Here is a 14,655-nt window from a genome sequence, read left to right on the forward strand (position 1 = left end):
AGTATTCGTTTTTCTGTCTCTCGTCAGTTGTTCTTCTGTTGGTAATCAGTCTTTAAAAAACGAAACTCAGGAAAGCGTGAAAACCAAAATTATCAAAGGTAAAACCACAAAGCAAGACGTGTTGGCTTCATTTGGTGAACCAGACAGCCGTTCCCTCATTGACGGCGAAGAACAATGGTCTTACACGATGTATAACAGCCAGTCAAAAGCCACATCATTTATCCCCGTTGTGGGGTTGCTGGCCGGTGGTGCGAATACACAGACAAAATCTCTCACGGTCATGTTTAAAGGCGAGAAAGTCAGCTCTTACATTTTTAACGCCGGGAAAAGCGACGTTAAGACGGGTATTTTTTAAATAAATTAAAATGGATATCATGATGAATAAAAAGCTACCATTGTTGAGTATTCTGGCGATAGCATTTTTCCTTACTGGTTGCGATAGCCAACCATCAGATAGCGATATCACACAGGCAATACAAAATTTTACCGATGAAACAAACGGCAGTGCTCCATCAGATAATATGAAAATCATTTTCAACTCAGCCAAAAAAATTGGTTGCAAAGACAAAGAAAGCGATGGTGGTTATAAATGCACCATTGAATATAATGTAAAGCTTCCATTTATCGGTGAAAAAGCATCAACAATGGAGTTTAAATTCTTTAAAGTTGATGGAAAATGGAAAGCGGCGGTGCCTTTAAAATAATTTTTATGCTAGATAAAAACATCAGGGGAATTATTTTATTTATATTTGACAAAAGAAATAATGTACGGCATTAATTGAATAATATGGCTACCAGAGTGAACTGGTAGCCATATATCAGCACTACTCAGTATAGTGATGAACTATACAAGAGCAGGCTGATAAGAATTACCATCCTTAGCACTTGTAGGTGATTATTGTTCATAATTCACCTCCTTTTTTATTATTGTTATTTTAAGGACGCTTGGTCCAATTTTATAATAGCAGCAAAAGCATCCGTCTGGATGCTTTTTTTTAATCAATAACTATATTGCACTATAATAATTAGCCATCAAATTATTTTTAATTAAATTAATTACTGTATACCCACTACTGCTGATGGAATATTCAAAGAAAGGCTCTTTAAGTCATATAAAACGCAATAACAGTAAAATGATTAACAACACTCTTGAAGTTTAATCATTTTTGTAGGTAAACTACACAGATGGAAGGCTTAATATGAGCTGATAAAGGGATATAAAATGCAATTATCAGAATATTTAAAGTATAAAATGGAATCTGAAAGAGTCCTAGCGACACATTTAGATAGCATTGCTGATAAAATCAAAGATAATACAATAAGCATTACATCCGATCTATATAGCGGAATAGAAAGAGCGACATGGTATTCCTCTTGTTTTATAGAAAAATATAATTCTGATTGTCAGCAACTAAAGTCTGAAAATGAAAGGTTGTATCTTGCTATAAAACAGATATATAAAAGAAAAGATATAATTATAGATATTTTAATGGAATATATAAAAATACTATTGAAGGATACAAAAGAAAGAGAGCAAAAATTAATAGCAAAAGCGATATTAGGCGTATCCATTGCATCAGAAATAACAACAGATCGGGCAATAAAAATGTCAATCGCTTACATGCTTGCGAAATACATTGCATCCTCGCTGAACTTTTCAATATCTGTTCGTAGATCGATAAACAAATATTCATTTTTGGGATTAAGTGCTATAGCATTTCACGGAAAGGCTCAGAAAGCGGCTATGTCTGCACGACATTTACATGACGTTTGCCCTGAATTATATTGGTCTCTCTATTCAATGCAAGTTGAGATGTTGTATTTTTTATTTGAAGAGCGTTTATCACCATATATCCCTAAGGCACAATATGATGAAGTAGAAATTATAGAAATAATAAATGGAATAGTAAAAAATGAGTTTTAAAAAAATAATATCATACGCAGTTAAAGAATTTGTTAACACTTATACCACTATGGCGTTGATGCTCGGCTTAGGTGTTTTTTTCTACGAGTTCATTCCTCAACATTGGGGGAAACTTACTATTGTTTCCATAATTATCATCGTCTATGTTGATATCAAATTCTTATCAAAAAAAATTAATAAAAAAGAAAAATAATTATGAAATACATAATGAAAAATTTTATAACCACTGAGGTTTTGATAACTTTAACCATTGCCTTATGGTTTTTATATGTGTCATTCATTCCTGAACATTGGATGAAACTAATGCTTATATCAATAGTTATAATTGTGTTTATAAATATTAAATATGGTTCAAAAAAGTAAGACCGAATACAACATTCGGTCTTCATCAACATTAATAGGCGACATTCTGCCAAAGCATATAAGCGCTTGTTCTTGCAATGACATGCTCCCACTCAATAGAAGCAAATTTGAATGACACACTTTCCTGTGGCTGAACTTCGTTATGGGTCAGTGAGTTAGGATAAAAAAATCGAATATTGTTAATAATCGCATCTCTCAGCTTCATTTTGAAATAAAGTTCATTTCCACCAGACTGAGCCGTTCGGTAAAAAGAAAACACACACTCCAATTTTTCATTGTCATTGATTGCCTGAGCAAACAATGGAGTGGCTTTGTCAATTGGCTTTCTGATCTCTACAGGAAGAAGAGCAACGTTCTCTGCCCGATTAATGTTATTTACCAGTTCATAAACGAAAATTTCATTTTCATGGGCGGATTGATACTTGTTGCCAATAGAATCCAGTGATGAACATCCTGCTGAAATCAGTCCCTGTTTTTTCCCGGTAACGCTAAGATAAATAAGATTGGACATTATGCCTCCATACAAAAATCCCTTACTACGACGCATAGCCGTAGTGCTTATCGCATGAACATAATACCTTCTCAGAAGGAATTTTTAAATACAATGAGCCTCTGTTTTTGTATGGATATGGCTGTCAGCACCGTGCTTTATCGTTTTTATGATGAGTGATTGATAGCAGATAAGCACTACATGTTTAATAAACAAAAAGGCACCCGGCACGGTGCCTTTCACTGATCCAGACCAAAGCAAATTTTTTACCGTCAAAGGGAAATGCCATTGCTAGAAAGCGGCATGATCTTTGCTCTCACTTCCTCTCTTCATGAAATTCGGTAGTCCATATATTCCAGACCATCGAGCCAAAAATTAATATATTTATTTTCTTTGAGGTTAGGCCCAGTTTCGCACAGGATAAAAACCGTCTTGGGTAATTTGTTGGCAAGCTTATTCAGAGTAGCCACTTTAAACTTGCCATAGGTTGCGTTTTCAGTGTCCGCCAAGGGAATGAAAAATGATGGCCGCGCCACAAGCTCTCCATACTTGAGCGTATTAGCAAACCGAACTGAAAAACCTTTTTCTACCTTATTAATCCACGCTGTACCATAGTAAATTCGGTATTCATCATCGAATGTACTGATATCCTGTCCGGCGATCTCAATAAATAAATCATTTATCGGCAAAGTCCCAACTCCCGGTAATTGTACAATAATATTTTCCTTATTGAGGAACGTTGTCACCATTGAAGAGAGAGTCTTTGAATGCTGGATCTTGCGTTTGCCGTGCTCAGCAGAGTCATTCGGACGACGAATATTGGTGGCGCTCTCCGAGCCGGAGGCTGGCTCATCGCTTGCGGGACGCTTGCTGCTGGCCGGGCGTAAGTCCAGTCGGATGGCACCCTCAACATATTCATCGCTAGCGGAATAGAGATCACCTTCTTCAGTAATGCGTTTATTTTCCGAGGTAGTTTGTTTTTTTATCAGACAATCGTCTTTATGGGCGCCGACGACTTTATAGTACGGATCACGTTTTCTTTTTTCTTTCTTCTTATCCAGATTTGCACAGGTTACCGGGGCATCACAGTGCTCATCCGGGCAAGTGAAGGCAAATTTGGATGATATTATCCCTTTTGCAAAATAATGGTCCGCTTCTTCTGCCGTGATGTTTCTGTTCAGCTCTTCAGAATAGGCTTTTTCCAGCTTCATATATGAATCCTTTATTGATGAGCAATACGTATCGCTCTTGTTCCACCCGCGCTAACCTCTTTGTCTTCAATTTCGCTCAAGCCACCCCATCTGGCAACCCCTCAATGTCAATCTTCTTCCCTGAGGCAGGAATAAAGGCCGTTGGTTATTGTCTGATAGCTATCGAGCGGTTAGGATCTGAATAATTTTACGAAAGGCTTCAAGGGATTGTGATGACAGACAAGCAACAGGCGCTACGCGTATTAAAAAGCTGGCACCTCGTCGAATTTTTTCAACCTTATGATCTTGATAAAGATGATAAAAGCGTTCGTATTCCCCGCCATGAACTGATTCGCTGCGGTAATACCTTGCTACCCTGGCTGGATAGTTCGGCACGGCATCAGTTGAAGATTCCTGCTGGAGATGTTCGCTATATTCTGCATATCGGGCTGTTTGATAAAGCTGAGGTCAACCGTATCAGCGAGCGGATATTTGGACGTGAAACCGATCCGGTGAAATTACATGACCTTGAGCAGCGTCTTGATCTGGAAGGCACCACCTGTTTCGCCAAACTGACCGTAGATTCAACTGGAACGCCAAACTTTAAAAAAATGTCTGTCAGTACTCTGCCGTGGGCGCTGGGGCATCTGCAAAATGGAAACGCTCACACTCTGTCATTTAGTGCATATCGTCATCATTGTATGCTGTTGGATGAGCAGTTGGATCGTATGTCCCAACGCCTTTTATCCCACCCCGACGGTGAAAAGCCAACGCTCTGCGCCGGCGCCCTCGTCGAATTGTTGGATACGCTCTACCAATGGGCAGGCTTCGAGCCGGAAACTGATTTTTCAATCCAACTGGACTGGCAGGAAACCACAAAGACGCATAAAGAGATTACCTATGCCGATTCTACGCGGTTACCCCACCCCGAGCAGCACGAACACCACGGCGATCATGACGCCGACAGCGAGGATCAAAACGAAATTGAAGCCACGGCCGACCAGGTTTTGCCTATTCTCAATAGTTTCTATATTGAAGATATCGAACACGCCATGGCGTGTATTGCCAGCGACATGGGCGGAAAAGCCCTACTTAATTATCTGAACGTTGGCCAGAACGCCCATCCTGATTTGTATACTCAGGAAGGCTTGCAATGTATCACCCGTCATCTCAGGCCAGAGGCCACGCCGCATGGGCGTTGGCCCGCTGAGCCAAGTCACGGCATGTCTTTGATGCAGCAATTCGCTATCAATACGGCGGCAATGGAACTGAAGGACGATGGATTACTGTCGGTCAATGGCCCGCCTGGAACCGGTAAAACCACCTTATTACGTGATTTGGTTGCCCATAATCTGGTTGAAAGAGCCAAGATATTGGCGGGATTCAACAACGCAGCCGAAGCTGTTGATAAACAGGGGGCTCCTGTCCAGGCGCTGAGCGGTTTTGAAATGGTCGTCGCCTCATACAACAATGCCGCGGTGGAAAATATTTCCCGGGAACTGCCGCAACGCAAAGCGTTAGGCGAAAATTTCAGCCATCTGGATTATCTCAAGCCGGTGGCCAACCAGCTCCATGCAAAGAAGAAAAATAAAAAGAGTTGGAAAAAATCTAAGACGCAGGCGGGGAAAGAATACCACTACGATCGGTTTGAGCCGTTGCCGGCCGACGAGCGGTGTTGGGGCGTCATTGCCGCCGCGTTGGGCAAGAAGAAAAACCGTGAAGACTTTGCGGATCGCTTTTTCTTTGATATGCAGTTTATAAAAGACAGTGAGGAAGAGGCTGAGCGATGTGCGGAATATGACTTTCTCAATCTGTGGCGCTGGCGAAAATTAAATCAGCACCAAACCTTTGCGCAAGCACGACGCTCTTTCAACGACGTTCTTCAGGACGTTTCACGTCAACAAACTGAACTGCAACAAATAGCGCAGTTGTCAGCGTTATTGACGCAAGTCAGCGACGAAAAATACAGCTTTCTTCATCAACAGGCATTAACCGAAGCCGAGGAGCAACACCGCCGGATAACAAGGGAACTGAGAGAATTAGAGCAGCAATTATCCCTCATCGACCAAAAACTACTGATTGAGCAGTCCAAAACCGCACTGCTGGTCAATAAAAAACCGGGATTTCTGGCCCGATTATTCCAGCGCGGCCGCTATCGAGCGTACCTCGCCGACGTTCACCGGCAGCAATCCGCCCAGTTGATGCGACAAGAAGAACATTTGCGGGTATCAGAGGCATACGTGCAAACAAAAAATAAACGGGAAGCCATTAATGAGGATAAGCAAAAAATTGCAGCGGCGCTCAAGAAAGTAAAAACCGATTATCAGGACAAAGTCCGTCAGCTAACACAGTTGCAACAGCGCTATCCCGGTCTTCCCGTGCCCGATCGCCATCGTAGGATTGATGACCCTGAGTTACAGCGCCACGCTTTCTGGCAAAATGAACAGATTAATCGGAAACGTTCCGAATTGTTCGTTGCCGCGATGAATTTACATCAGGCCTGGCTGCATGAAGCCCTGTCGAACAATCCCTTTCGCAGCCTTGTGCTGGAGATGAGTAATTTTCTGAAGAATCCGACAAATTTTGATCGGATAACGACCCGCTGGCGTATCCTATTTATGATGGTGCCGGTGCTATCAACCACGTTTGCGTCGCTGGGGCGCATGTTTAGCGGCGTTTCCACTGGAGAACTGGGGTGGCTGCTGATTGACGAGGCCGGACAGGCCATCCCTCAGGCCGCGGTGGGGGGAATTTGGCGCGCCAAACGTGTGCTCGTGGTAGGCGATCCCTTGCAGATTGAGCCGGTCTTTGTCACGCCTCCGCGTCTGGTCAAACACTTGTGTGAGGCGATGCTGGGCAACGATGCCGATAAATGGAATCCCGGTCTTTGGTCGGTTCAACAGATTGCCGATCGCGCCAATAGGTATGGCTGTTGGCTAAAGGTTATGGAAAAATCGGTTTGGGTGGGTATTCCTCTATGGGTACATCGCCGGTGTATTGAGCCCATGTTCAGTCTCTCCAATAACATTGCCTACCAAAATCGGATGATCCACGGGAGCAATGCCGAAGCCATTTGCAGTCGCAAGCTCAACGACGACTTTGAAAACCACTGGCGTGTATCGCAGGGATATTGCAGCATCAAACAGCATAAGCCTGAACTTGAACGGGACACGTTGGCATTAATTGGCGATCTGTTGAGCGCAGGATGCCGCCTCTCCTCTATTTATATCATCACGCCGTTCAAGGCAGTAAAAGAAGAGCTGACCGACGCTTTTGCCGCTCAGCCAATCGATTTGTTCCAACGCGCGGAAATAGCGATGAGCGCCAAAGAGCTGGCGGTCTGGCGCAGCAAACACATCGGCACCGTACATACTTTTCAAGGTAAGGAAAACGATATTGTGATCCTGGTATTGGGATGTGACCCAATCAATCAAGGCGGAGCGATATGGGCTTCCAGCAAGCCTAACTTACTGAATGTCGCCCTAACCCGAGCCAGGAAGAATATCTTTGTGGTCGGCGACCCGAACGTTTGGCAAACATTACCGTATTTTCGTGAGTTAGCAGGCAGATTACCGCGCTTATAACGCTAAGAATCGACTTGCACGGCTTTTCGGGGGACCATCGTTAAGGAAAAACCATGTCTAATAAACAGCGAACAAAGATTCTTATCAGGCGTTTAAATGGCTGACCTGAATTATGATCCGGTATTCCCTGAATATTGGATGAAATATCCTACTAATATTCAGCTAACCAGGATGATTATTTAATTTTCGCGTCATATAACTCTTTCCTGAGCGCAATAATTTCCTCGGTCAGTTCGCGACACAACATCGCATTCATCAGGTGATCCTGAGCGTGTACGACGATAAGATCGAGGCTGATTTTTTCCTTATCCTTATTATTACCGCCAATAAATTCTGACTGAATAGACTGTGCCTTGCGCATAGCCATTGACGCCATCTTTAAAAGCTGGTCTACCTGCTCCCACGCCCCCTTGCGGGAAGCGCGTAAAGCTTCCATTGAACAAGAACGCGCTTCTCCAGACTGAACGATCAACTCAATCATCCGGGTTTCTATGTCCATTTTCTTTACCTCCGGTTCATTTATTATTTCCTGGAGTAAAAATCCCAGAAGAACCAGACACGCGGAAACCGACGACTTAAATAGCGTAATATCCGCATTCGTCAAGGTTCAGGTTACTCATGGTAATAATAGATTAGTTTATCAATGACCGAATCGCACTATTGGGCATTGACGTTGAATATCAGAGGAAAAAACGGGGAAGGCCTGCGTTTACGGCGCCTTCCCCGTGGTGGGAAATGTATTACCTGCTCAATCGAGTAGCATGGCGACGCCATGCCGATATTGTCAACTCACCGACATCGATTACCGCTCAATATGGAAATGTCTGTTACAGGTTTTAACGCCCCACAGGCCTGCCAGCGCGCTGACAACCGCACCAATCAGCAGAGCAAAGAATGACCATAGCGCCGCATGAGCCATGGCAGAAGCCGCCGCCGCAGCCTCTTCACGCGCTGCTTGTTTAAGTTCCGCATATTGCTGTTTCGCCTGTTCAATACCGGCTTCAACATCACTCAGGCGCTGATTGACCAACTGAGCCGTTCTATTTTTGGCTTCAATCAGGTTATCAACGGTTTGGTTCACTTCTTCCTGCGACATTGAGGTATTTTCAGACAGCGCCTTGGTTAAGCTATCGCGGTCGACGTCTTTCGCCAGCGCTTCGCCGCGTTTTTTCAGTTTATCGACCAGATTCTGTACGATCGTATCACTGTTATTCGGGCTGATAGCCATCGCTTTTACCGCTTCGCCAATTTCAGTTTTGGCGCCTTCCAACTGCGTTTTCATATAGTCTGGATGCAACGAAGCGATATTGCTTTTCCGTAGCGCCGCCGCCACCTCGTTCGTCATCTCTTCGGGTTGCAACGTAGTGTCCAGATTAAGGTTATTGAACACCTGTCCCCCCATATTGGCCAGCCCCTGGACGCCGCCTCCCACAGCGGAACCTGCGCCGGAGATGACATTACCGGTCAACGACGCCACCGAACCCAACGCATTACCGGTCGCTTTCATCGCGCCGCCCAGCAGTACGCTGCCTAAAATGGCGGCAACAATAAGCGCCGTGGCCCAAACCAGGAAACCGTGGATTAAACCATCCATCGCGGCCAGTCGGCCAGCAATAAATGCGCCCACGGCCAGGCTGATAATGATGGAAATGGCAGACCATACCAGAACCGTGGTTCCAACACCGTTAACCGGTTCATCGGACAGCGGATCGACAATCGAAAAGCCGAGACTGGTGCCAAGCGTGGAGAGCAATAACGAGACGGCCAATACCGTCACGACGCCGCCGATTATGCTCCCCCATGATATTTTTTTTGCCACATGCAATTCATTCATAACGCTCATACCCAAACTCCTTTTAGGCTGTTAGCCTGAGGCTGCCAGCACATTGTAAAACAACGTAAACACATAAAATCATCTAAAGTATAGTCGTGATTTTAAAAACAAGAGGATGAATGAGAAAAGTGCAGGGGTGCCCACGTCATAACGGATAAAATAACGTAAATTACTTTATTCATCGCTAAACAAAGGGATAAATTACCGTGAGTTAAGCCATTTATCGGTTATTCTGATTGTTTTTCTTGAAAATAATACAGGATGGAAATAGTTAACATTGTTAATATAAGTTATCGATATAGCTCCTAACCGGCGCAATGGCGGCACGCGATTGTCGCTATTCTTATGATTATATTTACACAATGCCTGACAGCACGCGCGGCTTCTGACAAAATAGGGACACTCCCCCGCTTTTAAAAATTGATGGATCTCATCTCAGATGGCAGCAAAGATTATTGATGGTAAAACGATTGCGCAGCAGGTTAAGAACGAAGTTGCTGCGCGGGTAGAACAGCGGTTGGCAGCGGGTAAACGTGCGCCGGGTCTGGCGGTGATTCTGGTAGGCGAGAATCCGGCATCGCAGATCTATGTTGCCAGCAAACGCAAGGTCTGTGAAGAAGTCGGTTTCGTTTCACGTTCTTATGACTTACCGTCCACCACGACAGAAACCGAACTGTTGGAATTAATCGACCGGCTCAATGCGGATAACGCCATTGACGGTATTCTGGTGCAGCTTCCCCTGCCTGAAGGCGTTGATAATACCAAAGTGATTGAGCGTATCGCGCCCGATAAAGACGTCGATGGCTTCCACCCGTATAACGTCGGGCGTCTTTGTCAGCGCGCGCCGCTGTTACGCGCCTGTACGCCGCGTGGGATCATCACGCTGCTTGAGCGCTATGAGATCGACACCTTTGGTTTGAACGCCGTTGTGGTTGGCGCGTCCAATATTGTCGGCCGGCCAATGAGTCTGGAATTGCTGCTGGCTGGCTGCACCACCACCGTCACACATCGTTTTACCAAGAATCTGCGTCATCATATTGAAAACGCCGATCTGCTGGTGGTCGCCGTAGGTAAACCAGGCTTTATTCCGGGCGAATGGATCAAGCCGGGGGCAATCGTACTCGACGTCGGCATCAATCGTCTGGACAGCGGAAAAGTGGTCGGCGATGTAGAATTCGACGCCGCGCAGGAAAGAGCCGCTTACATCAGCCCGGTTCCGGGGGGCGTGGGGCCAATGACGGTGGCGACGTTAATTCAGAATACCTTGCAGGCCTGCGAGGAATATCACGATAACGCCGAAAATTGAGACAATAACGACATTCAAAATACGAATCAGGAAATTATGGACATCTTTCATCTCGACAACCACCCGCACGTTGAACTGTGTGATTTACTGAAACTGCTGGGCTGGAGTGAAAGCGGCGCCGCGGCTAAAGTGGCGATTGCCGCCGGAGAAGTCACCGTCGACGGGCAAACGGAAACGCGTAAACGCTGCAAAATCGTTGCCGGTCAAAAAGTGCAGTTTGACGGCGCAACGGTAGAAATCGCCGCCTGAGTGCCGACATAAAAAACCCCGCCGATCTGTTCGTGGCGGGGTTTTTATTTTTCAAGCGCTAACGAATTACTTACGGCGCCAGGTTGTTCCCTGCGGGCCATCTTCCAGAATAATGCCCATGTCATTCAGCCGATCGCGCGCCTGATCCGCCAGCGCCCAGTCTTTTGCCTGACGGGCATCCTTCCGCTGTTTTATCAGCCCTTCGATTTCTTTAACTTCGTCATCGTCTGCCTGCGCGCCGCTTTGCAGAAACAATTCCGGCTCCTGCTCCAGCAGGCCAAGCACGTTTGCCAGCTTGCGCAACGCCGCCGCCAGTTGATTCGCCGCCTGCGGATCTTCCGTCTTCAGGCGGTTAACGTCGCGCGCCATATCGAACAAAACGGAATACGCTTCCGGGGTGTTGAAATCATCATCCATCGCTTCACGGAAGCGCGCTTCAAATGCCTCCCCGCCCTTCGCTTCCACACGGCTGTCCGTGCCGCGCAACGCCGTGTATAAACGCTCCAGCGCCGAACGGGCCTGCTTCAGATTGTCTTCACTGTAGTTGAGTTGGCTACGATAATGTCCCGACATCAGAAAATAGCGTACCGTTTCCGGATCGTAATAGGTCAAGACATCCCGCACCGTGAAGAAGTTATTGAGCGACTTGGACATTTTTTCGCGGTCAACCATCACCATGCCGGAGTGCATCCAATAGTTCACATACGGGCCGTCATGCGCGCAGGTGGATTGGGCAATCTCATTTTCATGATGCGGGAACATAAGATCCGAACCGCCGCCATGAATATCAAAATGCTCACCCAGTTGCTTGCAGTTCATCGCCGAACATTCAATGTGCCAGCCGGGCCGCCCTTCCCCCCACGGGGAAGACCAGTGGGGTTCGCCCGGTTTGGACATTTTCCACAAGACGAAATCCATCGGATTACGCTTCACTTCCGTAATCTCTACCCGCGCTCCGGCCTGTAGCTGCTCCAGATCCTGACGCGACAGCACGCCGTAGCCCCGATCGGTATCGACGGAGAACATGACATCACCGTTGCTGGCCACATAGGCATGACGGCGGGCAATCAGTTTTTCAACCAGTTCGATGATTTCGGCAATATGGTGAGTGGCCCGCGGTTCCGCATCAGGACGCAGAATATTTAATGCATCAAAGTCGGCGTGCATTTCCGCGATCATCCGGGTAGTCAATTGCTCGCTGGTTTCACCATTTTCCGCCGCACGCTTGATAATTTTGTCATCAATATCGGTAACATTTCGCACATATTTCAGCGAATACCCTAAATACCGTAAATACCGCGCGACGACATCGAACGCCACAAAAGTACGCCCGTGACCAATATGACACAGGTCATATACGGTGATCCCACACACGTACATTCCCACTTGACCGGCACGGATTGGTTTGAATTCCTCTTTTTGGCGACTCAGCGTATTAAAAATCTTTAGCATCAGGGCATTCCATGGTGTTCGCAGGATTAGGTAAATCATCGTTCGCTGTCAGCGTGAGTAACAGCAATTTGTCAGGGGCTTTTCATCCCTGACGGCGTATTGAAACCTGAACCCTATTCTATTGCAAGGCTGATACAACGGAATAAACAGATAAATGACAGGGATTACAACGAAAAAAGGCCCGGAATTATCCGGGCCGGAAACCAAACGACAACCCTGCTGGCAAAAACGTATCAGCGCCAGCGAGGGTTGGACATCACCGAGTATTTACCACTGCCCAGCAGCGCAATAGCCAGACCGGCAAAGAAGAACACCGCCGCAGGTTCAACCGCCCACGCGCCTGTTTTGGTAAACATGAAGAAACCCGCCGGATTTGACAACAATGCGGCGACGACCATCGTGAAAGAAAAAATCAGCGCGGCAGGACGAGTAAAGATGCCCAGGATCATCAGAATGGGCATAACAACTTCACCCATATAGACGCCGTAGCCGACAAACGCCGGAATACCCGCCGCAGCGAGCATATTTTCAATGCCGCCGATACCGCCCTGTACCTTGTGCCATCCGTGAAACAACATCAGAATACTAAAAGACAAACGAAGCAGCAGTTTTCCGAAATCGGGTTTATCTAATACTCGATTAATACAGTCCAACATAATCCACCTATCTATTTAGCGTTATTCGGGGGTAATACGAATCACTCTCAGATTAATCTGAGACATTAATAAAGAATACGCTGATCATACAATATGTTGATCTGGCGCAAAATAAATATCATTCAAAAAAATTAATCAAAACAAAAAACTTGATCAACTTATTTGTTTTGCGGATATGCGCGACTGCCTATCCAGGCATCAGCCTACCCTATCGGGATGAATGCTACCACCCCCTAAAATAAAGGCTCTGCTGACTCAGCCAGCCAGTTATGTTATAAGAGCGCTCTTGATGGCTCACCGCATTTTGTGAACATCGTTCTTCATTACTATGGCTATGTAGGGCATTACTATGATTACGTTTCATACAAACCACGGCGATATCGTCATTAACACCTTCGCAGACAAAGCGCCGGTCACCGTAGAAAACTTTCTTAATTACTGCCGAAACGGTTTCTACGACAACACCATTTTCCACCGCGTTATCAATGGCTTTATGATCCAGGGCGGCGGTTTCACCCCCGGTATGCAGCAAAAGGCAACCGAAGCGGCGATTAAAAATGAAGCCAACAACGGTTTGAAAAATACCCGCGGCACGCTGGCGATGGCGCGTACCAACGATCCGCATTCCGCTACCGCGCAGTTCTTTATTAACCTCGTTGATAACGACTTCCTGAATTTCCGCTCAGAGCGCGCCGATGGCTGGGGCTACTGCGTATTCGCCGAAGTGGTTGAAGGCATGGATGTGGTTGATAAAATCAAAGGTGTGGCGACGGGCCGCAGCGGCATGCACCAGGACGTCCCCAAAGAAGACGTCGTGATCACCAGCGTAACCGTCAGCGAATAATTGCGGCAGCATGGCGACACTGTTTATTGCCGACCTGCATTTAAGTGTTCATGAACCGGCGATCACCGCCGGTTTTCTGCGTTTTTTACGCCGTGACGCCGTAAAGGCCGATGCGCTTTATATTCTGGGCGACCTGTTTGACGCCTGGATCGGCGATGACGATCCGCAACCGCTGCACACGACGATCGCCAACGCTTTGCAGGAGTTACATCAGCAGGGCATTCCCTGTTATTTCGTGCATGGCAACCGCGATTTTCTGCTCGGCAAGCATTTCGCCAGGCGCTGCGGGCTTACGCTGCTGCCCGCCGAAAATGTGCTTGAGCTGTATGGCCGGCGAATCCTTATTTTGCATGGCGATACGCTGTGTACCGACGACCCGGCCTATCAAAAATTTCGTCGCCGGGTACACAACCCGCTGCTACAGCGCCTTTTTCTGCTGCTGCCTTTACGCCTCCGGCTCGCTATCGCTGAAAAAATGCGTTCGGCCAGCCAGCAGGCCAACCGGCATAAAGCGCAGGAAATCATGGACGTGAATCCTGAACAGGTCATCGCACGCCTGCGACATTATCAGGTAAAGACCCTGATCCACGGACACACCCATCGTCCGGCCATTCATCAGATCGCGGTTGGCGATTTCAACGCGCAGCGCGCGGTTCTGGGCGCCTGGCACCACCAGGGATCGATGATCAAAGTCACAGAGCAGGGCATCGAACTTATCGCGTTTCCTTTCTGATCCCTTTTCTTACCCGCCGCTTAGCGCAAC

Annotated in this window: 14 protein-coding genes; 8 read left to right on the top strand and 6 right to left on the bottom strand. The window is 46.6% G+C overall.

The genetic code is table 11. The annotated features are described in order from the left end of the window. Positions 1 to 13 precede the first annotated feature (13 nt). From bamE to HOY33_RS17875, 3 genes are all read left to right on the top strand, one after another. The gene (bamE, locus tag HOY33_RS17865) at positions 14 to 355 is read left to right on the top strand and encodes an outer membrane protein assembly factor BamE (protein ID WP_172291520.1); all 342 of its coding nucleotides are present in this window, start codon (positions 14 to 16) and stop codon (positions 353 to 355) included. A gap of 22 nt (positions 356 to 377) precedes the next feature. Then, positions 378 to 704 carry a hypothetical protein gene (locus tag HOY33_RS17870; protein ID WP_172291485.1) on the top strand — a complete coding sequence of 109 codons (327 nt, stop codon included), beginning with the start codon at positions 378 to 380 and terminating at the stop codon, positions 702 to 704. Between the two features lie 518 nt (positions 705 to 1,222). Then, complete coding sequence (locus HOY33_RS17875) at positions 1,223 to 1,924, top strand: hypothetical protein (protein ID WP_172291486.1); 702 nt, start codon at positions 1,223 to 1,225, stop codon at positions 1,922 to 1,924. A 394-nt stretch (positions 1,925 to 2,318) separates the two neighbouring features. On the opposite strand, the gene HOY33_RS17880 is transcribed toward HOY33_RS17875, so the two are convergent. Both HOY33_RS17880 and HOY33_RS17885 read right to left on the bottom strand, forming a co-directional pair. After that, positions 2,319 to 2,798, bottom strand: a complete 480-nt coding sequence (locus HOY33_RS17880) for an Hcp family type VI secretion system effector (protein ID WP_172291487.1) — start codon at positions 2,796 to 2,798, stop codon at positions 2,319 to 2,321. Positions 2,799 to 3,106: 308 nt separating this feature from the next. After that, complete coding sequence (locus HOY33_RS17885) at positions 3,107 to 3,988, bottom strand: hypothetical protein (protein WP_172291488.1); 882 nt, start codon at positions 3,986 to 3,988, stop codon at positions 3,107 to 3,109. Positions 3,989 to 4,200: 212 nt separating this feature from the next. Between HOY33_RS17885 and HOY33_RS17890 the strand changes: the two genes are divergently transcribed. Then, positions 4,201 to 7,551, top strand: a complete 3,351-nt coding sequence (locus tag HOY33_RS17890) for a DEAD/DEAH box helicase (RefSeq protein WP_172291489.1) — start codon at positions 4,201 to 4,203, stop codon at positions 7,549 to 7,551. Positions 7,552 to 7,726: 175 nt separating this feature from the next. Here HOY33_RS17890 and HOY33_RS17895 read toward each other — a convergent pair whose 3' ends face one another. After that, on the bottom strand, positions 7,727 to 8,050 hold the full coding sequence (locus tag HOY33_RS17895) for a PTS lactose/cellobiose transporter subunit IIA (protein WP_172291490.1): 324 nt from the start codon (positions 8,048 to 8,050) through the stop codon (positions 7,727 to 7,729). A 303-nt stretch (positions 8,051 to 8,353) separates the two neighbouring features. After that, positions 8,354 to 9,394, bottom strand: a complete 1,041-nt coding sequence (locus tag HOY33_RS17900; RefSeq protein ID WP_172291491.1) for a CAP-Gly protein — start codon at positions 9,392 to 9,394, stop codon at positions 8,354 to 8,356. Between the two features lie 430 nt (positions 9,395 to 9,824). Here HOY33_RS17900 and folD point away from each other — a divergent pair, with 430 nt between their 5' ends. Beyond that, complete coding sequence (gene folD / locus HOY33_RS17905; RefSeq protein WP_172291492.1) at positions 9,825 to 10,691, top strand: bifunctional methylenetetrahydrofolate dehydrogenase/methenyltetrahydrofolate cyclohydrolase FolD; 867 nt, start codon at positions 9,825 to 9,827, stop codon at positions 10,689 to 10,691. Positions 10,692 to 10,727: 36 nt separating this feature from the next. Then, a complete protein-coding gene (ybcJ, locus tag HOY33_RS17910) occupies positions 10,728 to 10,940 on the top strand; it encodes a ribosome-associated protein YbcJ (RefSeq protein ID WP_172291493.1) in 213 nt (70 codons plus the stop codon). 66 nt (positions 10,941 to 11,006) lie between these two features. Here the strand turns inward: ybcJ and cysS are convergent, their stop codons facing one another. Both cysS and HOY33_RS17920 read right to left on the bottom strand, forming a co-directional pair. Beyond that, on the bottom strand, positions 11,007 to 12,392 hold the full coding sequence (gene cysS / locus HOY33_RS17915; RefSeq protein ID WP_172291494.1) for a cysteine--tRNA ligase: 1,386 nt from the start codon (positions 12,390 to 12,392) through the stop codon (positions 11,007 to 11,009). A gap of 233 nt (positions 12,393 to 12,625) precedes the next feature. After that, a complete protein-coding gene (locus HOY33_RS17920) occupies positions 12,626 to 13,048 on the bottom strand; it encodes a DoxX family protein (protein WP_172291495.1) in 423 nt (140 codons plus the stop codon). 349 nt (positions 13,049 to 13,397) lie between these two features. On the opposite strand from HOY33_RS17920, the gene ppiB reads away from it, so the two are divergent. Continuing rightward, complete coding sequence (gene ppiB, locus HOY33_RS17925; protein ID WP_172291496.1) at positions 13,398 to 13,892, top strand: peptidylprolyl isomerase B; 495 nt, start codon at positions 13,398 to 13,400, stop codon at positions 13,890 to 13,892. A gap of 10 nt (positions 13,893 to 13,902) precedes the next feature. Further along, the gene (lpxH, locus tag HOY33_RS17930; RefSeq protein ID WP_172291497.1) at positions 13,903 to 14,625 is read left to right on the top strand and encodes a UDP-2,3-diacylglucosamine diphosphatase; all 723 of its coding nucleotides are present in this window, start codon (positions 13,903 to 13,905) and stop codon (positions 14,623 to 14,625) included. Positions 14,626 to 14,655 lie beyond the last annotated feature (30 nt).

It is taken from the genome of Brenneria sp. hezel4-2-4 (assembly GCF_013155275.1).
GTDB lineage: Bacteria > Pseudomonadota > Gammaproteobacteria > Enterobacterales > Enterobacteriaceae > Brenneria.

Bases quoted from the DNA above. Each gene is read 5' to 3' on its own strand.
- HOY33_RS17895 (WP_172291490.1), bottom strand. From the start codon at position 8,050: ATGGACATAGAAACCCGGATGATTGAGTTGATCGTTCAGTCTGGAGAA.
- lpxH (WP_172291497.1), top strand. From the start codon at position 13,903: ATGGCGACACTGTTTATTGCCGACCTGCATTTAAGTGTTCATGAACCG.
- ppiB (WP_172291496.1), top strand. From the start codon at position 13,398: ATGATTACGTTTCATACAAACCACGGCGATATCGTCATTAACACCTTC.
- HOY33_RS17900 (WP_172291491.1), bottom strand. From the start codon at position 9,394: ATGAGCGTTATGAATGAATTGCATGTGGCAAAAAAAATATCATGGGGG.
- HOY33_RS17890 (WP_172291489.1), top strand. From the start codon at position 4,201: ATGACAGACAAGCAACAGGCGCTACGCGTATTAAAAAGCTGGCACCTC.
- folD (WP_172291492.1), top strand. From the start codon at position 9,825: ATGGCAGCAAAGATTATTGATGGTAAAACGATTGCGCAGCAGGTTAAG.
- HOY33_RS17885 (WP_172291488.1), bottom strand. From the start codon at position 3,988: ATGAAGCTGGAAAAAGCCTATTCTGAAGAGCTGAACAGAAACATCACG.
- HOY33_RS17875 (WP_172291486.1), top strand. From the start codon at position 1,223: ATGCAATTATCAGAATATTTAAAGTATAAAATGGAATCTGAAAGAGTC.
- HOY33_RS17880 (WP_172291487.1), bottom strand. From the start codon at position 2,798: ATGTCCAATCTTATTTATCTTAGCGTTACCGGGAAAAAACAGGGACTG.
- HOY33_RS17920 (WP_172291495.1), bottom strand. From the start codon at position 13,048: ATGTTGGACTGTATTAATCGAGTATTAGATAAACCCGATTTCGGAAAA.
- HOY33_RS17870 (WP_172291485.1), top strand. From the start codon at position 378: ATGAATAAAAAGCTACCATTGTTGAGTATTCTGGCGATAGCATTTTTC.
- cysS (WP_172291494.1), bottom strand. From the start codon at position 12,392: ATGCTAAAGATTTTTAATACGCTGAGTCGCCAAAAAGAGGAATTCAAA.
- ybcJ (WP_172291493.1), top strand. From the start codon at position 10,728: ATGGACATCTTTCATCTCGACAACCACCCGCACGTTGAACTGTGTGAT.